Consider the following 26,164-nt stretch of genomic DNA (forward strand, 5'->3'; position numbering starts at 1 on the left):
GATAATTGTAAGCACTTTCATTAAAGGGGGATGAAATAGTATGAAGAAGGTTTTACTAGGTTTACTTGGAGGCATTGTCTCCATTGGATTAGTTGCTTGTAGCGGAGATGATAATGCAGATAATGAAGACGTTGCGGTATCTGGTTCTTCGGATGGATTATCTGGAGAAGTAACCATGTGGACAGCCTCTTTAGCAGGTGAACCATTTGATAGCTACTTCGCTGATATTGAAGCAAAATTTGAAGAAATGCATCCGGATGTAGATGTCATTATTGAAGATATTCCACAAAATGAAATAGAACAAAAGGTACTTACATCACTTACAGGGGATGATGTTCCAGATCTAGTCAATCTAGCTCCCCGTTATATGGTAAATATCGCAGCACAAGGTGGATTGCTCGATATGGAAGATTTAGTAAGTGATGAAGTGAAGAACTCATTTTTAGAAGGACCTTTCCAGTCAGGATATTTTGAGGATGGTCTTTATGCATTACCTTGGTACTTAACAACTACTGTAAGCTGGTATAATGGCGATCATTTTGAAGAAGCTGGCATTAGCGAGACACCTAATACATTCGAGGGAGTTTATGAGACTGCTAAATCAATTACAGAAGCTACTGGAAAGCCATCATTCTACCAGATTATTAACCAAGGCGATACGGTAATGGAAAAGATGGTTACATTAGCCAATGGAACTCCACTCGTAGAAAATGGTAAATCGGTTTTACAAGATAATGAAACTATTTTAGAATTCTTCACACTTTCACAAAAAATGTATGAAGAAGGCATCATGCCACAGGAAAATGCGGAAGGATCTTTCTCAACCGCTCAAGAACTGTTCATGGCAGGTAATCTTTCTTTAACAGAAAGTGGAGTTACTTTCTTAGGACCAATGGAGTCTGGAGCGCCAGATATTTATGAAGTTTCCAAAGCTGCACAGCCGTTAAATGATGAAGCTGCACCTATGAACGTGGCGGTTATGAACTTCTCTATTCCGGCAAAAACAGCAAACCCAGATGCAGCAGTTGCTTTAGCTGAATTCGTAACAAATGCCGAGAACCAGTTGGAATTTGCCAAAGTTGCCGGAACGGTACTCCCTTCTACTAAGGAATCTTTGCAGGATGATTACTTTGTGAACCCTGGAGATTCACCAAAAGCAACAGGGATGCTTGAAGCAGCGAAGTCATTGGAGCGTGCTGAAGTGTTGACTCCTATCATGGAAAACACAGCTGAACTATATGAAATTGTGAAAATGGCATACGTACGTAATCTGCAAGGAGATTTAACACCTCAAGAAGCATTGGATGAGATTGCTGAGAAATGGGATGCTTCCTTTGAGAAACATGGTATAGATATAACCTTTTAACTAATAGTCAGAGAAGGAGACTGTCTTTTAAGGGGATTCCTTAAGACAGTCTCTATAATTTAAGGAGGGGATATAATGAACAAACGTCCTTCTAAAAAACATTTGATGTCTGCACTTACTCCATGGCTTTTCTTATTGCCATCCATCATCATTATAGCGACATTCCTAATACTACCCATTATAGAAGCATTTCGATGGAGTCTATTGGACTACAAGCTTATCTCCAATACGAGTGAATTTGTCGGCCTTGCCAATTTCAAAGAAATATTCGCCGATGACATGTTTTGGAAAGCCCTACTCAATACAATTCTGTTCGTTATTATCGTTCTACCAATGAACATCTTTTTACCGATGATTTTAGCAGCTTTAGTCAATCAGAAGCTCCGTACCGTCGGCTTGTTTCGAGTACTATATTATCTACCTGTCGTTACTCCAATTGTCGTTGGTGCCATCATGTGGAAAATGCTCTACTCCCAAAATGGCGCAATTTCGAACTTCCTCGTGTCCATCGGCGTGCTGGATCAAGGGATGAACTTTTTGACAAATTCTACAACTGCACTAATTGCGGTTGCGTTCATTACAGCTTGGAAAGGGCTTGGCTATTACATGGTTATGTATCTAGCAAACTTACAATCGATTCCAAACCAAATGTATGAAGCAGCAAGCATTGATGGTGCAAATACTTTTCAGCAATTTACGAAAATTACGATGCCGATGTTAGTACCTTCCATTACATTAGTATCCGTTCTTACAATCGTGAATGGCTTAAAAGTATTTGAAGAAATAGCCTTAACGACAAACGGAGGACCTGCAGGAGCAACTACTACACTAGTGATGTACATATACAATAAATTCATGAACCTTGATGTAAGTATTGCCTCCGCTGCTGGTATAGTTTTACTGGCTTTAGCTATTTTCGGTTCGCTTATTCAGATGAGATTGACAAGGCAGCGGGAAGATGACTTACGTGCATAGAGGAGTTGAATACATTGAAGAGGAAGAGAATCGTTAAGAAACTATTAGTTTATCTTGTCATGATTGCAATCACTGTCGTTACAGTAGGACCATTTTTGTACACGACATTTATCGCTCTAAAATCTCCCGGTCAAGGGATTTATGATGGTCTGCTTCCAACTGATCCAACGATAACGAATTTTATCGACGCATTTAATAAAGCCAATCTCGGAACTTTTCTATTGAATACCGTGATTGTCACCGCAATTGCCGTCCCACTAAATATTATTTTCAGCAGTCTGGCTGGCTATGCACTTGCTCGTATTGATTTCAAAGGCAGAACCCTTGTATTGACCATTATCATCTCAACGATGACAGTGCCATTTCAATTGTATATGGCTCCCCTATTCCAAATTGCAGGTGATTTAGGATTACGGAACACACATATCGGTTTAACCATTTTACAAATTGCTACTGCTTTTGGAATTTACTTCATGCGCCAAGCATTCTTAAATATACCGAAGGACCTGGAGGAGTCAGCATATTTAGATGGAGCTAATCGATTTCAAGTTTGGTTATTGGTTGCTATGCCATTAGTGAAACCTACCATTATTTCATTGGCTATTTATACGTTTACTTTTACATGGGGGGATTATCTATGGCCGTTGATCAATACAACAGAGAGCTCCATGTACACGTTATCCATTGGTTTAGCACAGATGTCGCAAAACTTTGATGGCGGTAATCTCAAGCTAATAAGCGCAGCTTCCATTTTAACTACATTGCCTAGTTTAATGATTTTCATTTGGCTGCAGAAGTATTTCATCAAAGGTGCTACAGACGGAGCTGTAAAAGGATAATGACAACTGTAGGTGAGGAGAGGTTACATGAGAAATTTTATAACGTTTGACATCGGAGGCACGTTAATCAAATATGGAGTGATTACGGAGAAAGGGACATTCCTTGAAAAGAATGAAACTCCAACAGAGGCACATTTAGGAGGAAAAGAAGTACTCCAAAAGGTCATGAAGATTGGAGATCAAATCTTAGACTCCTATGAGATAAGCGGAGTATGCATTAGTACCGCTGGCCAGGTCGACTCCAAAAAGGGAGAAATATTGTACGCTTCCGAATTGATTCCTGATTATACAGGAATGCCAATAAAAAAAGAATTAGAGAAACATTTCAATAAACCTGTTGAGGTCGAAAACGATGTGAACAGCGTCGGGCTTGCCGAGGCATGGATCGGTAAAGGTAAAAACACAAAAAGTATGTTCTGTTTAACGGTTGGCACAGGAATCGGCGGAAGCTACGTAATTGATAATAAGCTACATACCGGGCATAGCTTTAGCGGCGGAGAAATTGGCTATATCCCTATGGACGGGAAAGAATTTCAAGAACTGGCTTCTACGAAAACCTTGATAGAAAACGTAGCTAAGATCAAGGAAATTCCGGTTGACGAATTGAACGGCAAGATGATTTTCGATGCAGCAAGAAATGGGGACGAAGTATGTCTTAAAGAAATTGATAAACTCGTATACTACCTATCGAAAGGGATTGCTACGATTGCTTATATCATGAATCCAGAGATGATTGTAATCGGCGGAGGCATTACGTATCAAAAAGATTTCTTGTATCCCCTGATCATGAAGCAGCTGGAAATTGATCTGATCCCGGCGATTTTAGAAAAGACGAAAATCGAGATTGCAGGAAACTTAAATGACGCTGGGATGATTGGTGCATTACGTCACTTCCTATTACAGGAATCCATGCAGTCGTTCAATCGAATTATTACGTTGATCGATTCGAATAAACATAAATTAACGAAAGGCGAAACAACGATTGCAACATACATTACACAGAATTTAGACGATGTACCGAATCATACCATCTCCGAAATGGCGGAAAAGATCAATGTATCGGAATCCATGATTACACGCTTTTGCAAAAAACTAGATATTGGCTCGTACAGTAAACTGCGTTTGATGGCAAAAGAAGCAATAGTGGGAACCCGATTCCATGACATTCAGGACCCAAGTAACCTTCTCGAAGTGAAACGGAACTATACGAACATCTTAAATGAAGTCCAAACATTAAATGAACAGCATGACTTCTCCCCTGTAATCGAAGAAATCATTTCTGCTGAACGGATTTTATTATACGGAACGGGAGAAGTAACCGCTATCCTGCAACAGATGAAATATAAACTACTGAAACTAGGCATCCCAGTTGATGTCTTCTCGGATAGATATCAGATGGATATGTCAAAGAATCTATTGAAACGAAAATCCCTTGTGATTGGAGTAAGTTTATCAGGATACAACGAAGAGATACTTCATATGCTGAAAGCTGCCAATCAAAACGGAGCATTCACCGTCGGGATTACAAGTCAAAAAGATTCCCCAATTTCAAAAGAAGCAGGTACTTCGTTTTTCATTCCATCGAAAGACAAATTGGATCATGTCATTAGTTTCGTCAATGAAATCTCCACATTATATGTGGTCGAAACGTTTTTTAAAGAGTTACAGACTCTGAAGGACGATCAAATCATCCGTGATATCGAACAAAATGGGCAGGTGAAAGCATGAAGGTGCTTTATATCCCAATCGATGAGCGACCATGTAATACGACAGTGGTGGAAAGAATTGCTCAGTCTGGAGAAGATATCGAGCTATGTACGGTTCCGAGGGAATTGCTCGGGTATAAAAAAACTCCTGCAGATAATGAGGACATTTGGAACTGGCTGAATAAGGAAGCAATACATGCTGACGCGATTATACTAAGCATAGATATGCTCATCTATGGTGGATTACTTCCATCTAGAATCCATGATTTAAGTTGGGAAACTGCTTCTAAGTGGATAGATAGACTTCGGTCCCTTCGTCAATCGTATCCAAATCTCCCAATCTATGCTTCCAATTTAATCATGAGGACACCGAAATACAGCTCGAGTGACGAAGAACCAGATTATTATGAAGCATGGGGAAAAGATATTTTCTTACAAGCATATTTAGAAGACAAACTCAAAAATAGCGGGATATCCGAAGAAGAGACTCAAGAGTTAAAAGCAATAAAAGCCCGGCTTCCCAAAGACCATGTAGAAGATTATGAACAACGGAGATCTTTCAATCTACGTATCAATCAACACGTGTTGGAATTAGTCCATGAAGGGGTCATTACATTTCTCTCCATCCCCCAGGATGATAGTGCAGAGTATGGATATACTGCATTAGATCAAAAAGTCGTAATCAACATGCGGGAAGAACTTCAGTTGTACGATAACGTTCATATTTACCCTGGTGCGGATGAAGTTGGAGCTACATTGCTCTCCCGTATCTTCAATGATGTAAGAAATGAAAGGCCTAGTATCTTTCCCATTTGGAGCAGTACTCCTGGACCTGGAATCATCCCCATGTATGAGGATCGTCCTTTCCAAGAAAGTATGAAGGCGCATATTCTCGCAGCAGGATGTCAAATCGCTGACCATGCAGAGTCCGCTGATTTAATTCTTGCTTATAATACCCCAGGCCAGGTGATGCAGGAATCGTGGGAGCAAAAAAATAAGGATCGAACCTATTCCAGCTTCCGTCATCTCCCCTTTTTCGTAGATCAAATCAAACAGTATCTGGAAAAGGGAAAACAAGTCATCATCGCTGACTCCGCTTATGCTAATGGTGGAGATTTGGAATTGATCCGATTACTTGATCGAGCATCTCTATTGGATAAACTCCTTTCTTATAAAGGTTGGAATACTAATTGCAACACACTTGGCACTACTATCGCCCAAGGTGTAATTGGCAGGAATGGCCCAGTGAAATCGATAAAAGAAAATATCATCTATCATTTATTGGATGACTATTTTTATCAAGCTGAAGTCCGAATGGAAATGACAGAGAACTTCATACCGAACTACGGTTTGAATTATTTTGATTTAAAAGACCAAGCAAATTTGGTCAACGAAGAACGGAACAAGGAGCTATACCAACGCTTCAAGGAAGAGATAAGAAACAGTTTTACGCAAATGGAAATCGAGAAAGTTTCTACTTTTGCACCTTGGAATCGGATGTTTGAAATAGGACTGGAATTGGAAACAAGTACAAAATAAAGTGAGGAGCTGATCCTTTGAATCCTTTCTTACTACAAATCAAACAAAATCTCATCGTATCATGCCAAGCATTGGAAGATGAGCCCTTACACGGTTCAGGAATCATGGCGAAAATGGCTCTTGCAGCCAAAGCAGGCGGAGCTAAAGCAATACGTTGTAATACGGTTTCTGACTCTATTGCAATTAAAGAAGAAACGGACTTGCCGATCATCGCAATCATTAAACAAGATTATGAGGATAGCGAGATATACATCACCCCTACCTTAAAAGAAGTTAAGGACTTATTGACAGCAGAACCTGAGGTCATCGCGTTAGATGCGACCCGCCGCAGAAGACCTCATGGGGAGGAGTTAAAAGATTTAGTCCAATACATTCACCAACATAGCTCTACCCTGATAATGGGTGACATCTCGAATGAAGATGATGCAGCGTATGCACTTGAGTGCGGCGTCGATATTCTCTCAACTACGCTGTCTGGATATACCGACTACTCCCCTACCCTTACCGGACCTGACTTTGACCTGGTGGAGACATTGGTGAACAAGTACAATACTCCAATCATTGCGGAAGGACGAATCAGCACACCAGAGATGGCAAAGAAGATGTTAGAGCTTGGTGCTTGGTCCGTTGTAGTTGGCGGCGCGATTACAAGACCGCAGCAGATTACGAAATCATTCTCTTCTGCACTGACGGTTGCTGAAAAGGAGGAAATCTAATGCGTAAACAACATGCAGATGTCATCGTCATAGGTGGAGGACTTGGGGGATGCATGGCAGCATTATCAGCTGCAAAAATGGGGTTAACCGTCATTATGACCGAAGAAACGGATTGGATTGGTGGACAGCTGACGAGTCAAGCCGTCCCACCCGATGAACACCAGTGGATTGAACAATTCGGTTCTACAGCAACCTATCGCGAGTTCCGTCGTCGAGTTCGTGAATACTACAAGCAAAATTATCCGTTAACCAAGACCGCCATGGAAGACCCCCTTCTCAACCCGGGAAATGGCTGGGTGACAAGATTGGCACATGAGCCAAAGGTTGCTCTACACATCTTGGAACAAATGCTTGCCCCTTACGTAAATGGCGGCAAACTTACGATTCAGTATCACTACGTTGCAGAAGAAGCAGAAGTCAAAGACGATGTCGTCCAATCGATTACCGTCCGCCAACTTCATAGCCATGAAAAAATCCAGTTGACAGGCAGCTATTATATCGATGCGACCGAATGTGGAGACGTACTTCCCTTGGCTGGGGTGGAATATGTGACGGGTGCTGAATCTAAAGATGATACCGGAGAACCGCATGCATTGGATGAAGCCGATCCAATGGATATGCAAGCCATCACACATGTTTTTGCAGTTGATTATATCGATGGAGCTGATTTCACCATCGAAAAGCCTGAGCAGTATGATTTCTGGAAGGATTTTGTTCCAAGTTACTCTAACTATCCATTATTGAGCTGGCATGCCGTCAATTCACAGGATACAACTACATTACGAGAATTCACGATGTTCCCTAACGACCAAGATATTCCCGCATTATTTACATATCGTCGTGTTCTTGATTTCAATAACTTGGAAAAACCAATCTATGATGGAGATCTTTCATTAATCAATTGGCCGCAGAATGATTATTTTCTAGGCCCAATTATTGACGTATCTGAAACAGAACGAAAGAAAAACTTAGAGAACGCAAGGCAGCTCAGTCTGTCCCTCCTCTATTGGCTCCAGACAGAAGCCCCTCGCCTGGACGGAGGGAAAGGTTACCCTGGACTGAGATTAAATAATGAAGCATTAGATACGGAAGATGGACTGGCAAAATATCCATACATTCGTGAATCCAGAAGAATAAAAGCAGTTCAAACGATAACAGAAATGGACGTCAGCAAAGAGCTGAGGGGTGAAAAAGGAATTCGCACCTATTCTGACAGTGTAGGTGTCGGAAGTTATCATCTTGACTTGCATCATACGACCAACTCCAACCGAACTTTCTATATTCCTAGTTACCCATACGAAATCCCGTTAGGTGCTCTTCTGCCTATTAGAGTGAAAAATTTATTACCAGCATGCAAAAATATCGGGACCACACATATAACGAATGGCTGTTATCGCCTGCACCCTACGGAATGGAATATAGGTGAATCTGTCGGCTATCTTGTTTCCTTTGCCATAACAAACAAAGTCGGTGTTCATGATGTTAGAGCCGATGCCAACCTCTTAACATCCTATCAGAAATTACTTCAGGAGAATGGTGTTCAAATTCATTGGCCCGACGGTACGGAATTAGCAGGAGGGTAATTCGTGAAAACAGATATAATCCCCAGTAACATTTTGAATAAAAAAATCGAGTACAAAATAGTAAGTCAACCGAACTTGGAAGATGAAGTCTATTTGCTTTATGTACAAGATGGTAAAGATTATCTTGAGATCGGTAATATTGAAAAAGTTTATGATGAGCTTATCCAAACCTTTCCTAGTCTTTCTAGAAAACTAGTGATGGTTCTGATACATCCTGGAGACTCGCTGGAAAGATGGAATTCTTACCATCACCAAGGAAGACTATTCCTGGACTATATTCATTTCATGTATGACGAACTCATCCCATTGGTGGAACATCAACTTCCAACGATCAGCAGGCGAGGTTTATTAGGGGACTCTTTGGCAGCGAATATTTCGCTTCATATCGCTGCCAAAGAGCCTGAGTCTTGGACACATCTATTATTACAATCTGCCGCAACCTCCTTTCAAGGGTTGACTGATTTAGCAAGTATGAAAAAAAGATATCCATGGAAAGTCTATCAAACAGTTGGATTGAAGGAAGATGAATTCATCTCCCCTATTACAAACGAAAAGTTATATATCCTTTCTAGAAACCGCCAATTGCAGGATGTTTTAGCGAGTAAAGGAGCTGACGTTTGTTATAGAGAGCAAGATGAATCACATGAATGGGTCTTTTGGAAAAAGGATTTACAAGAGGCATTAAGATTTTTTATCGACAAGGGAGCATCTTTCCACTAAGAAATCCATTGCTTTAAAAATTATTTTCAAAAAATATCGAAAACAGGAAAAAAGTTGCATTCCTTTAAATTGCTTATATTGCTACAATAAATAGCAAACAATGTAAGCGTTTTATTTATTGTGGGAGGTGGTTGTTTCCAGCTTTAAACTTCACTACACCACGAATATACATAATCGTATTAATTATATGAGGAGGACAACGTAATGAAAAAATGGCTAAGCCTATTTTTAATCCTGACATTGATAATTGCTACACCCGGCCTCACCTTTGCTGCATCAGATAAAGGACGCGAAAAAGTTCTATCAAATTTGGTAGACAACGAGAATTGGAAGGGTCGTATCCTCTGGTATGATTTATCTGCGAACATGGAATATTTGAATACTCCTGAAAAAGTTCGCGATATTGTCCAAAAAACGGCGAATGCTAATATTGATACCATTGTAGTCGACGTGAAAAATTATACCGGGTTTGTTGCTTATGAAAGTGAAATTGCGCCGCATATCGGAACATCGATTATTCCTGGTTATGACGGATATGAAGCGGGCTATGACCTCTTAGGTATTGTGGTGGAAGAAGCGAAAAAACTTGGTTTGGAAGTATTGGCAAATGTGAATGTATTCTCGGAAGGAAACAACACTTATCAAGATGGACCAGCATTCGATCATCCAGAATGGCAGTCCTATTTCTACCAAGCTAGCAGAATAGTAGAAGCAGAAAACGGAGAAACATTCGAAATCACAAGTACAAACAAGGAAAGATTAGCCAATCATTTAGTCCTTTTCACTCCAGATCAATATGAAGCCTCCCCTTCAAATCGTTGGGGTATTGAAGTTCAAATCACAGATGGAGTGATTACAGCAATCGAGGACAGGCAATCAACAAACGGACCTGCTCTAACTATTCCAGAGAATGGCGTATTGTTATCAGGACATGGAACAGCTAGACAATGGATATTGGATAATTTAGAAGTTGGACAAGCCATTGATTATGAGAACACAGAAAGTAAAATTGTTCCGGCAGAAGAATATCCAACCTACTCTACTTTCGTTAATCCAATCCGTGAAGATGTCATCGATTATGAACTAAGTATTATGGAAGAGATTCTTACAAATTATGAAGTAGATGGAATTGTGCTGGACCGTGCTAGATATTCCAATCAATATGCAGATTTCAGTGATTTAAGCCGAGAGAAATTTGAAGAGTATATCGGTCAAACCGTTCAAAATTGGCCAGAAGACATCTTCCAAATTGAGTTTGAAGGAACAACACAACAGATTGTAGAAGGTCCTTTATATAAAGAATGGATTGAATTTAGGGCACATAATATCCAATCATTCTTTAAAAAGGCAGAGGAATTCGTCCACTCCATCGACGATGACCTCCTGTTTACAACTTATGTTGGTTCCTGGTATCCACTGTACTATAGTGAAGGTGTAAATTGGGCAAGCAGAACGTATCAAGGGGACTATGACTGGGCAAGTGAAAATTATCATACAACCGGTTACGCAGAAACCTTGGATTTCATTATGACTGGAAACTACTACCCTGAAGTAACGGTCGAAGAATCGGATGCGTTAGGCCTACCATATTGGTACAGCGTAGAAGGTTCGGCTGATTTAGCAATGGAGGCCATCAATTATGCAACCTTCAATTATGGATCCCTGTATTTAAACCAATACTCGGGCAACCCGGAACAATTCAGAAAAGCAATCCGAGCAGTGGAAAATAATACACACGGAATCATGCTGTTCGATTTGGTCTATCTAGAGCAATTTGGCTGGTGGGATATTCTTGAAGAAGAATTCAGCAGAGATACTAAAGCACCACACCAAAACCCTGGGTTCTTGAAGATGGTCAGGGAAGATAAATAAGTCCAATAAGAAAAGTTCAACTCCCCCATTATCTCTGGGGGAGTTGTATTTTAATATGATCCATTAAAAAAGCACCCCAATTGGAGTGCTCACAAATTCTCTATTCTTATAAGTTATTCTACGATTTCAAACCCTTGTTCTTCCAACATTTCAATCGTTCGTTCCAAACTAATTTCATCACCTGATTCGGCTTCATACTGTGATCCAGCTAATTGGCTAACCTCATCAATATCAGCCTTCTCATAGTCGACCGTTAACGATTCAACTACTTTATCCTCTTGATATTCGATGTTATGTGTAACCCCTTCTGTTTCATCAAAGCCTTCTACAAAACCGGCGAAGAATTCCTCTGCCTCTTCAGCAGTACTAACACCTAATGCATCATACATAATTTCATTATCAGCAGTTTGCTCCGTTACTCTGTCTCCCTCTGCTTTAAGCGTAACTACCATCGTGACACCGGCTTGCTCCATTGAAAGTGTAGTTGTAGTTTCTTCCGCACCACAAGCAATAAGTGTAAAACTAATAAGTAATGTTAAACCAAACATGAACCATTTTTTCATCCCATTTTTCCCCCTCAAAATGTTAAAATTCCCAGTCACTTTAAACAATACTATAGAAGGGACAGGCTCTCTTCAATAGGGAAAAAGGTTTGTTTTACCAAAAACACCGGATCTTCCAGATCCGGTGTTTTCATATATTCTTATCCCCTCAAACATCTATTAAGNTCACAACAAATAACCAGTGCTGGCCATTCAAGATAAACATCGGGGAAAACGTAATGAGCATGATTTCCACAGGTGCGATTGGTATATAGGCTAGCCCATACTCATCCAATGTTTTACTTTCCATTTTCGGGTCGACAATCCGAAGCAAGGCGATTGCCATTGCTACAGCTCCAGTTATCCAACCCCAGGTGAAGATACCCTTTTCAAACCAATTTTCTCTAAAGTAATACTTCGATACCACTTTATAGAAGAAGTATGCAAAAAGGATCCCGAATATAATGAGGATCGCAAAGGGAACAATGTTTTCAGCCACGACCGTCAGATTAATGGACGCAATACCAAATGCTACTAGTATATCGGTAGCGCTTCCACTTATTTTAGAAACAACATTTTTATCAATATAATGCTCTACTTTTGCCCGTTGGATGAATAGACTAAAAACAAGCCCGACTAAGAAAGCTAATGAAAATGCTGGAATGGATAGTTCTGGGTATAGCCATTCACCAAATTGGCTCAAATAGTAACCACCAGTTGCAATCAGTAATACGAGAGCCAAGTGAAATACGAGTGGGTCAATGGAAATGCTTGAGACTGTATCTTGTCCCATCGACGTCCTCTTATCTTTTGGTAAGAGTCCTGTTCGATATTCTTCTGGCAACTCTTCAAAGCGGCTAATATAATTGGCTTGCCCATGATTCGCAGCAGACCGAATTAATAATAACCCTATTCCGATGGCAACAATCGCACCAATTGTAGCTGAAGTCATCGCTAGAGATGTAGCTTCTTCCCAGCCTTGCTGTGCGAAAGCATCTCCAATCGCTGCGGCAGTACCATGGCCTCCAACAAATCCTGCTGCCAATAATAATCCAAATCCATAATGGACATCAAATGTCGGCACGAGGAAAATCAAAGCAAACAGCAAGCCTACTCCCCACATCAATAGCATAATGATTTGGGAATAAGACCAGAAACCTCCCACCTTGTCCATGACATTACGCCATTTGAATTTCTCCGAAGACAAAGGGATCGATGCAAAAACGACCGCAATAAGAATACTAGGATAAGTTCCGATAAAATCAGAAAAAGGAATAACTCCAAACCCATTTGGACCGAGAATCAAACCTAAAATTCCGGCTATAATACTTGCTGGCATAAAAGAGCGTTGCAGTAAAGTAATCCTCGCCCTTAAAACAACTCCTAATAAAAGTAGAAGTGACAACAAACCTAAATCTGTAAGTACATCCCATAAAGTAAATTCCATATTGTAACTCCTTTCTCTACGTTGGATGATCACAAGATGAATGGAAGGATCTAACCAAATGAATGGTTACAAACAGGGGAAAAGATGAAGAAATATTTCTTTAAAAAAATCTCACTCGGTCATTATAACATAAGTTTTTTAAGCAAGTGACCTCTGGAGATGTAGTTAAAACAGTTGGAATTAACCAAAAATAGACAGATATACAGGACATACCACCTGTCACCTTCCCCACAAACCTTATAAAATAAGGCTTTCGTTATATGTACGGCTGCATGTCTAAATGATATACTTAAATACAACTATAAAATTCTGAATAGTTGGTAAGTTTAGTTTACTAACCAACCAGAATAAAAAGGAGGATAGGTTGATTGTTTTATTAATTAAATAATGGAAGGAGCTTATTAATCTATGTTGAAGAAAAAGACGTTGTATCTATTCATAGCCTTACTTCTTCTCTTATCGACTTTACCGCTAAGTGGACTAGCCAAAGGTCAAGAAGAGCCAGATGTGGAACTTTGGAATGTCATTAAGCCGTTGAGTACAACTGTCACCTTCTTAAACACCGGGGCGCATCCAGATGATGAGCGAAGTGATTTTCTAGCCTATTTATCCCGCGGGCTTGGTGTCAAAACAGCAAGTTTAATAGCTAACCGTGGTGAAGGTGGACAAAATGAAATCGGAACCGAACTAGGGAATGGCCTAGGGATTATCCGCTCGAATGAAATGATCGAAGCGGCCAAAATAACTGGAGTAAAAGCTTATCACCTAAGTGAAACTACTTCTGATGCGATTTATGATTTCGGTTTTTCTAAATCACCAGATGAAACGTTAGAATTTTGGGATGAAGAAGTTACTTATGAACGTTTTATCCGCTTCCTTAGAACCTATCAGCCAGATATCGTGATGCCGTCATTCCGTAATGTCGACAGTCAGCACGGCCACCATAGAACAATTTCGATTTTGTCAGAAAGAGCATTTGAAGATGCAGCAGATCCTTCTGTGTTCCCGGAACACTTAGAGCAAGGTTTATCTGTCTGGCAAATCAAGAAACTATACCTTCCAGCAGAGTCTCCGGCATCAGCAACCCTTTCCATAGAAATTGGCGATTATGATCCAATCTACGGGATGAGCTATCCGCAAATTGGAGAGGAATCTCGCTACATGCATAAAAGCCAAGGAATGGGTAGAGATATTCCTGTTGAACCGAGACAAACCCACCTAGAATTAATAAATCAAATCAACCCAAGTGAAGAAACCGATGAACTATTTGCGGGAGTTCCATATGATTTTAATGAATGGGCAGAAATCATTCCTGCAAGAAATGTACAAGTTCATCTTGGAAAATTACAAGAGAAATTAGATGAGATCATCGACTTATATCCAAATAGAGAAGCTATTCTACCTGTATCTCAACAAGCCTTGAAGGACGTAGAAAAGTTAAACAAGATGGTCGGCAAAGCTAAAATCGATGGGCAATTAAAAAATGACTTGCTCCATAAACTCCAAATCAAGGAAGAACAATTACAGGAAGTGAGTTTCGTCACCTCTAGTTTAACAGTCGAAACGAACCTTGACTCGTATGTGTTGACGCAAGGACAGAAAGAGACAGTGACAATGAAGGTTACGAACGAAGGCAATGAAACAATCAAACATGTCAAAGCTTCCCTAGCATTACCAGAAGATTGGAAGCAAGTTAAAGCAAAGCAAATCGGCCACTTAAAACCAAACCAGTCAAAAACCGTAACCTTTGAAATCACCGCTCCTCGCGATGCTGAATATTTTGAGCCATACGGTGAACCAGTAGTGCAAGGTGTCATTGAGTTCAAGGAAAAAGGAACGACTGTAAATAAATTGATTGATTTGGATAATACAGTTGCAGTATTGCCGGAATTGAGTGTTACACCAAATCCGAAAAACGTTACAATCAACACTGCTAATGTACAATCCAATATTCCAATCACGGTTCAAGTGAAAAACTATGTAAAAGGTGAAAATGCAGGCGTTGTATCTCTAGATTTGCCTGAAGGATGGACAAGCAGTCCGGAACAAGCTGAAGTTTCATTTACACATCAATTCGAAGAAGCTGAGGTTACATTTGAAGTCACTCCTCCGTCAGATATCGAAGATGGTGACTTCTCATTCGATGCGATCGCCGAATCAAATGGCAAACTCTATAATACAACAGTACAGGAAATCAGTTACGACCATATTAAAGATTCTTACTATCTGTATCCGTCGACCGTAAATACCATTGCGTTTGAATTATTGACCGAGGATAACCTGAAGATCGGTTATATCGAAAGTGGTTTTGATCAAGTAGCAGATTATCTGACCAATGCTGGTTTGGATATAGATAAGCTTACAGCAGAAGACCTATCATCTGGCGACCTCTCCCAGTACGATACAATCGTTACAGGAATCAGAGCTTATCTATCCCGCCCGGATCTAGTGGCAAATAATGATAGACTACTTGAATATGTGGAAAATGGTGGTCATTATGTCGTGCAGTACCATAAACCTGGCGATAATTGGGATACAAATTCAACTGCACCATATTCATTAAAAATCGGAACTCCATCCATCCGCTGGCGTGTAACGGATGAAACTGCTGATGTAACGTTATTACAGCCGGAACATAAGCTGTTCAACTACCCGAATGTTATTACAGACAGCGACTGGGATAACTGGGTACAAGAAAGAGGACTCTATTTCCCAATGGAATGGGATGACCGTTATGAAACATTTGTAAGCATGGCCGATCCGAATGAAGATCCATTTACAAGTGGTATCCTACTCGCTGAGTACGGTGAAGGAACGTACATGTATACAAATTTAGTATTCTATCGTCAAATGGATAGTCAAGTTCCTGGAGCATATCGTATATTCACGAACCTGATCAGCTATAGTAACGATTAAGAAACGATCTTAAAGGTCTCAGCCCTATAAATGGGTTGAGACCTTTTTATTTTACAACACACTAAAAAAGCTCCACTTAAAAATAAGAGGAGCTCCTTATAATGTATAGTTTTACTTCATACCAGTCAACGTAATTCCTTTGATAATATGTCGTTGCAGGAGAATGAATACCAGTATGATCGGTACTACTGAAATGGTGGCCCCTGTCATAATGAGATGCCATTGTGATTCAGCTTCACCTGATGAAAAGAAGGATAAGCCTACCGGAAGCGTCCGCAGCTCAGGTGATTCAATGGCAATCAACGGCCATAAAAATGCGTTCCAGTTACTTAAAAAGGTGAAAATTCCTAAGGCAGAGATGGCTGGCCAAACTTGGGGCACCGCAATTTTAAAGAAAATCGCGAATTCATTCATGCCGTCAATTCGGGCAGCATTTAAAAGATCATCAGGAATTTGTTCCATAAACTGACGCATTAAAAATACTCCGAAACCTGTCATCAACCCTGGGAATAAGATTGCCCAATACGTATCCGTCCAACCTAATTCCGAACTCATCATAAACCATGGGATAATCAACATTTCCGTCGGAACCATTAATGTACTCAATACCAGGAAAAAGATGAATGTACGGCCGATAAACCGGAATTTAGCAATAATATAGCCTACTAAAGTATCAAAAAACAAGACGCTGATGGTTGTAATGACCGCAACGATCAGACTATTTATGAACCATCGGAGGAACAGGCTTTCCTCTAAGATTTTAAGATAGTTATCCAACGTCGGGTTAGAAGGAATGATGTCCAAACTAAATATATCAATCGGTGCTTTTAAAGAGGTGGAAACCATCCAAACAAACGGAAAGAGCATAATGACAGAACCAAGCAATAAGAGTAAGTATGGCAAGAGTTTTCTGATTTTCACTGTTTCAACCTCCTTCACTAGTAATCAAATTTCTTCGTAAGGACTTTCATTTGGAATATGGTTAAGCCCAGAATAAACAGGAATAGGATAACCGTAGCTGCTGAAGCAAGTCCCATATCAAACTGACGGAAAGCAAGCTGATAAATGTAAACTACAACGGAAATCGTTGAATTCAATGGCCCACCACTTCCGTCCATACTCATGTTGACGACTTGAGTAAACGAAACTTGAATAAATGTAATCGTTCCAATAACAGCGGAGAATACAATCGTCGGGTTCAGCAATGGGAAGGTTACTCTCCAGAACTTTTGCCATGGACTCGCACCATCGATATCGGCTGCTTCATATAACGAATCTGGTATATTCTCTAATCCCGCTAAGAATAAAATCATTTGAAAACCGATGGATTGCCAAATCATCGCACCAATGATGACGTAGATGGCTTGATCTGGTGAATTCAAGAAAGGTTGTGCCGGCAATCCTAGTTTGACTAACACATCGTTGATGATCCCATTACCCATCAATATCCATTGAAAGACCCAGCTAATCGCCACAATGCTCGTTACATAAGGAATAAAATAAATCACCCTGAAGAATCCGACAAACCGATTGATCTTATGCAGCAATAGGGCAACAACCATTCCGAACACCAATTGCCCCGTAACCCCCAAGACAATGTAGATTAAAGTATTAACGATCGCTTTAATAAAAACTTCATCTTTAAAAAGGGTGGCATAATTATCAAATCCTACAAATGGCTGGGCTTCCGTTGATAGAAGGTTCCATTCCCTAAACCCTACATTAAATGTAAATAATGTTGGTAAAATACGAATACCTAGATAGAAAATAAGCGGAAGTAATAAACAGACGTACACAAATAAGTATTTTTGAAAGTTGAGCTTTTTCCAGAACTTTTGTTTTACTGGTTTCTTTTGAATCGGGGGTGTCTTTTTACCTTGGTTTTCTTGTGAGACAGAATGTTGTTCCATCTTGCACCTCCTCTAATGGATAGGGACCAAGGTAGACTACCCTTGATCCCCTATAAACGTATTATTTATCTCCCCAATATTCGTCGTAAAGTGCTTGTGTCGATTCAACCAACTCATTAAATGCATCTTCCGGGTCGGCACCTTCCATCAACACTTTATTTGCAGCATTGATGACAAGTTCACGTTCTTTCGTCTCATCCACAAAGAAATGCGCGTTCGCGTAAGGTAGAGATTCAATGAAAGGACCATAAATCTCGTCATTCACATATTTATCCTGCATCGCTACCGCTTCTTTCGCCGGCAGCTCACCGATTTCATCCAACCATCTCTCCATCACTTCATCACTGGTCAAGAACTGTAAGAATTTCACCGCAGCATCAAGTTTTTCACCCTCCACTTTTGCTGTAATTCCATTCGTCCAGAAAGAAGCATTCGTTGATTGCTCCACATTTCCAGGAAGAGGAGCGACTGCATAATTCAAATCAGGCGCATCATTTTGTAATGTACCAATGCGGAAGGATCCATCGACGTTCATCGCAGCTTTTTCAGTAACAAAAGCAGTTACGTCATCCGTGTAGAATCCTTGTTCAGATGTACCAAGATCAGTAGGGAAACTTAGCCAATACTTAAATGCTTCCAATCCTGCAGGGTCATCTCCCCAGATCACTTCTTTACGGTCTTCACTTAGAACTTCGCCACCTGCCTGCCTCGTCAAACCATCGCGCAGCCATTGGTGACCTTGTTGCGCTGGCTCCCAAGCCATACCTGATTGCTCCAAGCGACCATTGCTATCCGCTTTCGTTAGTTTCACTGCATATTCTTCTAACTCTTCCCAAGTAGTTGGTGGTGAATCCGGATCCAATCCAGCTTCTTCAAATAAATCTTTATTATAGAATAATGCAAGTGTTCTTACCGCAGTTGGGATGGTCCAATACTCTCCATCCATTTTTGTCGCTTCAACTAATGGGAAAAATTCACTCTCAATCTCTTCATGCGGGAAAGCATCCTGTGGTAACGGCTGTAAATAGCCCGCATCTACATAGGTAGGTACCCAACCATAGAACAAGTTGATGACATCAGGCCCTCTCCCTGCCGGTACTTGTACCGCTACCTGTTCATTGTATTGATCATAAGGGAAATTCGTTTGTTTTACCTTAATACCTGGGTTCGCTTCCTCAAATTCTTTAATCAATTCATCCATCAAGCTCACTTTTGAATCAAAAGAGTACTGCCAATATTCTAGTGTGATTTCACCATCTTCACCTTCTGTTGCCTCATCTGATGTACCTTCTGCACCGTCAGTTTCTGAACTGCCATCATCGTCATCCCCAGAACAGGCTGCAAGTAACAATAGAAGTAAAATCCCCAATAAACCAAGATACCATTTTTTCATTCTCCATTACCCCCAATATTTTTATTTTAAAGGACCGAAGTCACTCTAATACATATGGAGACTACACTTTTAAAATTGAATCATGCTCTTTCAACAATAAGTAACCTGCACCTATTAAAGAAACATCTTCCACCTTCGTGACTGATATGTTGGTATGTATTGGCAAGTGCTTTTGGATTGTTTCAATTATATGTGGTAAAAAATGATCCAATGATCTGGATACTCCCCCACCTAGAATAACTTGTTGCGGGTTGATGATCGTAATCACATTAATCAAGCCATAAGAAAGGTGAGACAGAAAGTCTTCAATGACTTTCTTCGCCGTTGCATCCCCATCCATTGCCATCTCAAAGATCTTCTCAGCTGACCATTCCTCCGTCTTCTCTTCCGCCTCACCTAAGTGACGAAGCATTCTTTTTGTAATCGAAGGGCCACCAACATGACTATCCAGAAAGCCGTATCCAGGAAATGTTTGATCATATTCTTTTTCTGCTGCGTTTTTGTCGGTCACCATATACCCTATCTCTCCAGCAGCATAGGTTGCACCACGGTATAAATCACCATTAATAATGAGCCCGCATCCGACACCACTGCCTAATGTAATCATTAAGAAGTTATCATCGGTTTTACCGGCACCTTTCCACCACTCGCCTAATGCCGCTACGTTCACATCATTATCGACATATACTGGACAGTGAAGCAGCTTCTCCATCTCTGCTTTTAAAGGTACATCGCGCCAATTCACCGTTGGGGCATCTAAGACAATGCCATTATCCACATCAGTGATTCCAGGAACTCCGATCCCAACGCCCATGATCTGTTTCATTTCAAATTCACTTTCATCCAACAAATGATGTACTCGATCTGCAATTTGTTTAATCAAATCGTTGTCAACATTTGCTTGCGTATCTAAATTCGTCTTACCGAGGACATCCCCCGATAGGTTTAAAATTGCAATTTCAACAGATGTTCCTCCAATATCGATTCCAACAATATACGTTGCATTTTCATTGAATGATATTTGAAAAGGTTTCCTACCCCCGGATGAGCTTGCTTTTTCACTTTCTTTCTCTCTTATCCAGCCTTCCTCTAATAATTCATCCACAATATTAGAGACGGTTGGTTTACTGATTTTCAAGGCACTTGCAATATCAGAACGTGAATGGCCTTCGTTATTTTGTATATAATGCAAGACCTTCCTTTTGTTTAGTTGTTTGGTTGTATTACCATGCACCGAGATGTTACGTATAGTGATGGTTTGTCACTCCTTCCATTCAGAAAGTAACTAATAGTTAGTAAAGTTTACTTATTAATTAAATTTATAATAATATGGTAATATATATTTGTCAACGCTTACAATACGTAATATTTATTTTAATTGTATTTTTCCGATTTAATTAACTATTTAAACAATAACACTTTACAATCAGAAGTATTACTATAGAATGTTTAGTAAGTAAATCTAACTAACTGAATTGATCATAAATAAATCATATGGGGTGGTTAAATGAAAACAATACGAGAGGAATTCGAATTAAAAGATGGTATTAGTTTCCCCGGTAAAACATACGTGGAAGAACTATTAAAGCCAGTATTCGAGGATCAAAAGAAACATTTATATGAAGCGATGTTCAAAATTCACGAAGCCCATACCACCATGCTCGCTGAACAAGGAATACTTACAAATGACGAATGCCAGATCATTTTAAAAGGAATTCAAGAAGTGAAATCACTACAAACTAGTGAAATAAGCTACTCTTCTCAATATGAAGACTTATTCTTCCTCGTTGAATCTAGAATTGGCGAGCATATCGGTGACGAGTTGGCCGGGAAAATGCATATCGCAAAAAGCAGAAACGATATGGGCGAAGCGATGTATCGAATCGTGCTGAGAGATTATATTAAACGCGCAATACAAGATGCCGAGCAGCTAAATAAAGTAATTCTTCTACAGGCCGAACAGCATACCGAAACCATTATGCCAGCTCATACCCATACACAACCTGCCCAACCGACAACTTTTGGACATTATCTTGTGGCAATCTATGACAATTTAAGCCGTGACATCATGAGATTGAAGCAAGCCTATCAAACTGTGAACCAGTCCCCTATGGGAGCAGCAGCCATCACGACAACAGGCTTTCCTATCAATCGGGAACGAATGGTCGAACTGCTTGACTTTGATGGTTTAATAGAAAATTCATATGACGCGATTGGAACTGGTGACTATTTGATTGAAGCAGCACAAGCGCTAATCAGCGTCATGACGAACATGGGAAGATGGCTGCAAGAATTTTTGAGGATGGCTTCAAAAGAAGTAGGTTTGATCAAAGTGTCAGATGCCTACATTCAAATCAGCAGTATCATGCCACAGAAAAGGAACCCCGTCTCGATTGAACATTCCCGTGCGCTCGCCAGCAGTGCGGCTGCAGAAGGGTTAGCCATTATTCATATGATCCACAACACACCGTTTGGAGATATTAATGACACCGAAGATGATATGCAACCGCATATTTATGCAGGATATCAAAAAGCAATACGAGTTTTACGGCTTATGAGGGCTGTGATTCTTACACTGGACTTCGATAAACCAAGAGCATATCAACAAGCACGGGAAAATATGATTACGATCACAGACTTGGCAGATATACTCGCACGTGAATACGGCATACCTTTTCGAGAAGCACACAGTAAGGCCAGCAATGTCGCGACAAAAGTAAGTGAAATGAATAAAGAGTTGTATGATGTCCCCCTATCATTAGTAAATAAGTGGTTAAAAGATGTTCAACTAGAGGAAAGTGATTGGGAGGCAATCATTGATCCGAAGCATTTTGTAGAAAGCAGGAATGTGACGGGTGGGACGAATCCGGTGGTAGTGCGGGATATGATTGAGAGAAGGAAAGAGAGTTGGGTTAATAGTTAGTGGGGTATCAAATTTAGCTAGGACTGTTGTTGTAGACATTTTAACATCAGTCCTAGTTTTTCCTGGTAGGCAATGTTAGAAGTGCTAAACCAAAGCCTCAATCACTTCCACCAGCCAGATAAAGAGTGTTAAACCACAACAGCACATTTCAAGGAAACGGATGAGCATCAGTTTGTTCTCGTTTTGTATGGCTTTACGAATGCCAAAGATATCTCCGTTGTTGATGATATATACGTAGCTACTGACGACCATCAAACCTGACGTCAAAAAGGCCATGACCGGAAGAGAAGTGACATATTTCGGATTGCCGCTCACCTCCATATGCATCGTAATACCAAGCTGCTTGCTTAACAGAAAACTGATGATCACAAGACTATACATGATTAACGAAATACTGAAGGGATGCCGTCGATAGTCTATCAAATCGAGGAGTTTTTTCGTTTTTCCCGTCGTATCCCAATCGTCTGGTTCCTCCACTCTGTCTCCCATCATTATATAGAGAAAACCAATATATGCGATACCGATAAAAATATAAATGAAAAACAACCTAAAAGCGAGCGGCCAGCTATAAAATGCTGCTCCAACAAGTACTGCAAGCGCAATAACGATCCCCCAATAAGATACTCCTCGACGTTCCCATTTATTGATGAAGTCCCTATTGTCCTTTTGGTTGGGAATCTCTTTGTAAGTTGATAACCTACTCATGATGTATGAACAGAGGACCATGCCCCACCCAATCCCAAACGAAATGTATGTGGCCTTAGGATATATGGACACGAAATCATACTGTTCAATCACCCAATGCCCATTTATCGCTACAACGAAAATACCAACAAATATGATATAAGAAGATAACGTCCTGATGTTATCACCACCGATTTAAAAGATTATTAGTCTTCCACACTCATTTATCTAGGAAGGAGTCGAGTCCTTTTCCAATTCCACACGACATCCACCCTTTGTATGGAATCCTTCCAGCCTCAATGTGTACATTCTATCGTCAGCCCGAAAACAAAAAGCACCAGATTCGTCCGCAGTGAATTCTTTTCGGAAATAGGATTTCTTTGTCGTACGCCAGAATTCAACCAATAACGAACCCGTCTCCACCGTAACATCGTAAGTTACAGTAACTTTGCTCCCTTTTTTCACCAAGAACCGATGGTATTCCACCCCATCAAATTTCTTATAGGACACTTTATACCGACTAGGCGTATAAGTCGCTTTCCAGAAGATTTTTGTAAGACTTCTTATCCGAACAATCCCTTTTTGATGAAGGATATAAAATATGATGCCTATAATGATTACCCCTAAAAATTCCATGTTTTGTTTTACCCCTTTATCTAATATTACTTTCTCTAACCATCCAATGTATGTGTATAATGGGAGCGCATTGGAATGTTCCCTTTTATTTTTATACGGATGTTACGTTCAAATCGTTTCACTGAGAGGAAATAAATTCCTTTCATCTACTGTTTCTAATGGATTCTATCATACTTAAATGTAGTTTACTATCGTTCAATTCTGCTGAAAGAATATAAAAAATTCCCTCCAAGAAGATTTCCAATACCATCTCCTCGGAGGGACTTATATTAACCAAATATCTATGCTTATATTAATACCGGCTCTTTCACTTCAAATTTCTTAGCAACCATATCCGCAATTTCCTTCCCAATCTCAATCGACGCAGTAGCTGCCGGAGATGGTGCATTACAGACATGTACGGTCCGTTTCCCCATAATGATTTGGAAGTCATCGACTAGTGTTCCATCTGAATTGATCGCCTGCGCCCGTACTCCCGCAGGTGCACGAACCAAATCATCTTCGTGAATCTCAGGAATTAACTTCTGAAGGCTCTTCGTGAACAGCTTCTTACTAAAGGAACGTGCATACTCATCGAGTCCTTCTTTGACAAATTTACTTGCTAATTTCCATAAACCTGGGTAAGTTAATGATTCCGCTAAATCCCTTGCACTAAAATCGGTCATTTTATATCCTTCGCGTTTGAAACTGAGTACGGCATTCGGGCCCGCTTCCACTTTCCCATCAATCATACGCGTATAATGGACACCTAAGAAAGGAAACTTTGGATTCGGTACAGGGTAGATTAAGTTTTTCACCAGATAACGCTTCTCTGGTTTCAACATGAAATATTCCCCTCGAAACGGCATGATTTTCATATCGGTTGTATATCCTGCCGCTTTCGCCACGCGATCACTATGTAAACCAGCACAATTGATGACAACGTTTGCTTTGAAAGAACCTTGATTCGTTTCAATAATGACTTGATCAGATTCTTCATGGATTTCCATTACTTCTGTATTTAAATGAATGACACCACCATGCGCTTCGATAATCTCCGCGAATTTCTCACTGACTTGTCTATAATTCACAATCCCTGCTTGCGGAACTTGGATAGCAGCAAGGCCAGCCACATGAGGTTCGATTTCTTTTAATTCTTCAGGTCCTATTTTCTTAATGGCAAGTTCATTTTGTAATCCTCGTTCATATAGATTATCAAGCAACGGCAACTCTTCTTCGCTCGTTGCAACGATAACTTTACCGCAGATATCATAATCAATTCCGTGCGTCTCGCAAAACTCTACCATCGATTGACTTCCTCGACGTGCAAAACGAGCTTTATAGCTTCCTGGTTTATAATAGATGCCAGAGTGGATCACCCCACTATTATTTCCGGTTTGGTGTTCAGCGAGCCTGGACTCCTTTTCGATAACAGCAATTTTACTATCTGGATAACGCGTGGATAGAGCCATCGCTGTAGACAAACCAACTATTCCCCCACCTACGATTGCAAAATCATACACTGTCTACACCCCTCAACTATTCTTTGTCTCTTCACTTAGAAGTTCCATTTGCTTGATCAGATTATTTTTCGTACGTAAAATATGATATTTCACAGCCGCCTCTACTTCATGAGGATCTCCTCTTAAAACAGCTTCATAAATATTCCGGTGTTCCCTTTGCGCCTCCGTATAATAACCCTTCAGTAGACTAGGAGCTATCGGAGAAATACCAAGATTTTCTACGATTTTTTTAAGTCTGCCCCACGGACACCCTTTTCTAAGGAGGTGATGAAAATCTCGATTCAACTGGATATATTGTTCATTCGTCCCATCGGAAATCTCCAACTCTTCCATTTGAATCAATATGTTATGTAACTCTTCTTTATCATCCTCTGTTAAAAAGGGCAGCGATTTTTTCACTGCGAGCCCTTCCAATAATGCGCGAGTTTGATAAACCTCTTCGATATCATCCCGATTAATAGGGGTTACAATTGTTCCCTTGTGAGGAATAATTTCCACCAAATGTTCTTCCTGGAGCCTTGCAAAAGCTTCCCGTACAGGCATCCTGCTTACATTTAAGCGTTCTGCCCATTCTTCTTGAATCAAGCGTTCTCCTTCTTTTAAGTTACCTTTCAAGATCTCTTGCCTTATTTCTTTTACTACATAACTAACTGTGGTTGACTTATCTTTATTTGAATGTACTATCTCGCATCCACTCCTCGTTAAATTGGATACATTTTTCATCATGATATCATTGTTTGTTAATTTTGACAATATATAAAACAGCTTATTTACAGCATTTATATAAAAAGGAACAATATACATCCATATTATATTGGATACAATTCCCTTAATTTTGGATTCATTATACACGAAAACAGGCTAGAGCTCTAAAAGCTCTAGCCTAAATAATCAT

At 40.2% G+C, this 26,164-nt stretch carries 21 protein-coding genes; 11 read left to right on the plus strand and 10 right to left on the minus strand.

The window, feature by feature from the left end:
- The first annotated feature begins 40 nt into the window (after positions 1–40).
- From ACFSBH_RS11130 to ACFSBH_RS11170, 9 genes are all read left to right on the plus strand, one after another.
- Complete coding sequence (locus ACFSBH_RS11130) at positions 41–1,366, plus strand: ABC transporter substrate-binding protein (RefSeq protein ID WP_379597530.1); 1,326 nt, start codon at positions 41–43, stop codon at positions 1,364–1,366.
- A gap of 75 nt (positions 1,367–1,441) precedes the next feature.
- Positions 1,442–2,341: a carbohydrate ABC transporter permease gene (locus ACFSBH_RS11135; protein WP_379597532.1), complete on the plus strand. Its 900-nt coding sequence runs from the start codon at positions 1,442–1,444 to the stop codon at positions 2,339–2,341.
- Between the two features lie 14 nt (positions 2,342–2,355).
- Positions 2,356–3,180 (plus strand): carbohydrate ABC transporter permease, encoded by an 825-nt coding sequence (locus ACFSBH_RS11140; RefSeq protein ID WP_379597534.1) that lies wholly within the window; start codon positions 2,356–2,358, stop codon positions 3,178–3,180.
- Positions 3,181–3,207: 27 nt separating this feature from the next.
- A complete protein-coding gene (locus ACFSBH_RS11145; RefSeq protein WP_379597536.1) occupies positions 3,208–4,908 on the plus strand; it encodes an ROK family protein in 1,701 nt (566 codons plus the stop codon).
- Positions 4,905–6,425: a DUF4127 family protein gene (locus tag ACFSBH_RS11150; RefSeq protein WP_379597538.1), complete on the plus strand. Its 1,521-nt coding sequence runs from the start codon at positions 4,905–4,907 to the stop codon at positions 6,423–6,425. Before ACFSBH_RS11145 ends, ACFSBH_RS11150 begins: the two co-directional genes overlap by 4 nt.
- A gap of 17 nt (positions 6,426–6,442) precedes the next feature.
- Positions 6,443–7,141 carry an N-acetylmannosamine-6-phosphate 2-epimerase gene (locus ACFSBH_RS11155; RefSeq protein WP_379597540.1) on the plus strand — a complete coding sequence of 233 codons (699 nt, stop codon included), beginning with the start codon at positions 6,443–6,445 and terminating at the stop codon, positions 7,139–7,141.
- Positions 7,141–8,724: an FAD-dependent oxidoreductase gene (locus ACFSBH_RS11160; RefSeq protein WP_379597542.1), complete on the plus strand. Its 1,584-nt coding sequence runs from the start codon at positions 7,141–7,143 to the stop codon at positions 8,722–8,724. The genes ACFSBH_RS11155 and ACFSBH_RS11160 overlap by 1 nt, the downstream gene beginning before the upstream one ends.
- A gap of 3 nt (positions 8,725–8,727) precedes the next feature.
- Positions 8,728–9,444: an alpha/beta hydrolase gene (locus tag ACFSBH_RS11165; protein ID WP_379597544.1), complete on the plus strand. Its 717-nt coding sequence runs from the start codon at positions 8,728–8,730 to the stop codon at positions 9,442–9,444.
- Positions 9,445–9,648: 204 nt separating this feature from the next.
- Positions 9,649–11,316 (plus strand): alpha amylase family protein, encoded by a 1,668-nt coding sequence (locus ACFSBH_RS11170; protein ID WP_379597546.1) that lies wholly within the window; start codon positions 9,649–9,651, stop codon positions 11,314–11,316.
- A 113-nt stretch (positions 11,317–11,429) separates the two neighbouring features.
- Here ACFSBH_RS11170 and ACFSBH_RS11175 read toward each other — a convergent pair whose 3' ends face one another.
- Positions 11,430–11,879 (minus strand): YehR family lipoprotein, encoded by a 450-nt coding sequence (locus ACFSBH_RS11175; protein ID WP_379597548.1) that lies wholly within the window; start codon positions 11,877–11,879, stop codon positions 11,430–11,432.
- 148 nt (positions 11,880–12,027) lie between these two features.
- Positions 12,028–13,305, minus strand: a complete 1,278-nt coding sequence (locus tag ACFSBH_RS11180) for a sodium/glutamate symporter (protein WP_379597550.1) — start codon at positions 13,303–13,305, stop codon at positions 12,028–12,030.
- A 408-nt stretch (positions 13,306–13,713) separates the two neighbouring features.
- On the opposite strand from ACFSBH_RS11180, the gene ACFSBH_RS11185 reads away from it, so the two are divergent.
- Entirely contained in the window at positions 13,714–16,221 is a 2,508-nt protein-coding gene (locus ACFSBH_RS11185; protein WP_379597552.1) for an NEW3 domain-containing protein, read from the plus strand.
- 111 nt (positions 16,222–16,332) lie between these two features.
- On the opposite strand, the gene ACFSBH_RS11190 is transcribed toward ACFSBH_RS11185, so the two are convergent.
- From ACFSBH_RS11190 to ACFSBH_RS11205, 4 genes are all read right to left on the minus strand, one after another.
- Positions 16,333–17,142, minus strand: coding sequence for a carbohydrate ABC transporter permease (locus tag ACFSBH_RS11190; protein WP_379597554.1), 810 nt, complete (start codon positions 17,140–17,142; stop codon positions 16,333–16,335).
- 17 nt (positions 17,143–17,159) lie between these two features.
- On the minus strand, positions 17,160–18,131 hold the full coding sequence (locus ACFSBH_RS11195; RefSeq protein ID WP_379597556.1) for a carbohydrate ABC transporter permease: 972 nt from the start codon (positions 18,129–18,131) through the stop codon (positions 17,160–17,162).
- 61 nt (positions 18,132–18,192) lie between these two features.
- Entirely contained in the window at positions 18,193–19,524 is a 1,332-nt protein-coding gene (locus tag ACFSBH_RS11200) for an extracellular solute-binding protein (protein ID WP_379597558.1), read from the minus strand.
- Positions 19,525–19,585: 61 nt separating this feature from the next.
- Entirely contained in the window at positions 19,586–20,758 is a 1,173-nt protein-coding gene (locus ACFSBH_RS11205) for an ROK family transcriptional regulator (RefSeq protein WP_379597560.1), read from the minus strand.
- 273 nt (positions 20,759–21,031) lie between these two features.
- On the opposite strand from ACFSBH_RS11205, the gene argH reads away from it, so the two are divergent.
- Positions 21,032–22,447, plus strand: coding sequence for an argininosuccinate lyase (gene argH, locus ACFSBH_RS11210; RefSeq protein WP_379597562.1), 1,416 nt, complete (start codon positions 21,032–21,034; stop codon positions 22,445–22,447).
- An 84-nt stretch (positions 22,448–22,531) separates the two neighbouring features.
- Here the strand turns inward: argH and ACFSBH_RS11215 are convergent, their stop codons facing one another.
- The 4 genes from ACFSBH_RS11215 to ACFSBH_RS11230 form a co-directional block, all read right to left on the minus strand.
- Complete coding sequence (locus tag ACFSBH_RS11215; RefSeq protein ID WP_379597564.1) at positions 22,532–23,152, minus strand: nucleotidyltransferase; 621 nt, start codon at positions 23,150–23,152, stop codon at positions 22,532–22,534.
- 207 nt (positions 23,153–23,359) lie between these two features.
- Positions 23,360–23,767 (minus strand): hypothetical protein, encoded by a 408-nt coding sequence (locus ACFSBH_RS11220; protein WP_379597566.1) that lies wholly within the window; start codon positions 23,765–23,767, stop codon positions 23,360–23,362.
- 287 nt (positions 23,768–24,054) lie between these two features.
- Positions 24,055–25,269 carry an L-2-hydroxyglutarate oxidase gene (gene lhgO / locus ACFSBH_RS11225; protein ID WP_379597568.1) on the minus strand — a complete coding sequence of 405 codons (1,215 nt, stop codon included), beginning with the start codon at positions 25,267–25,269 and terminating at the stop codon, positions 24,055–24,057.
- Positions 25,270–25,281: 12 nt separating this feature from the next.
- On the minus strand, positions 25,282–26,022 hold the full coding sequence (locus tag ACFSBH_RS11230; protein WP_379597570.1) for a GntR family transcriptional regulator: 741 nt from the start codon (positions 26,020–26,022) through the stop codon (positions 25,282–25,284).
- Positions 26,023–26,164 lie beyond the last annotated feature (142 nt).

This window comes from Oceanobacillus luteolus, from assembly GCF_042678205.1.
Taxonomy (GTDB): Bacteria; Bacillota; Bacilli; order Bacillales; family Amphibacillaceae; genus Oceanobacillus; species Oceanobacillus luteolus.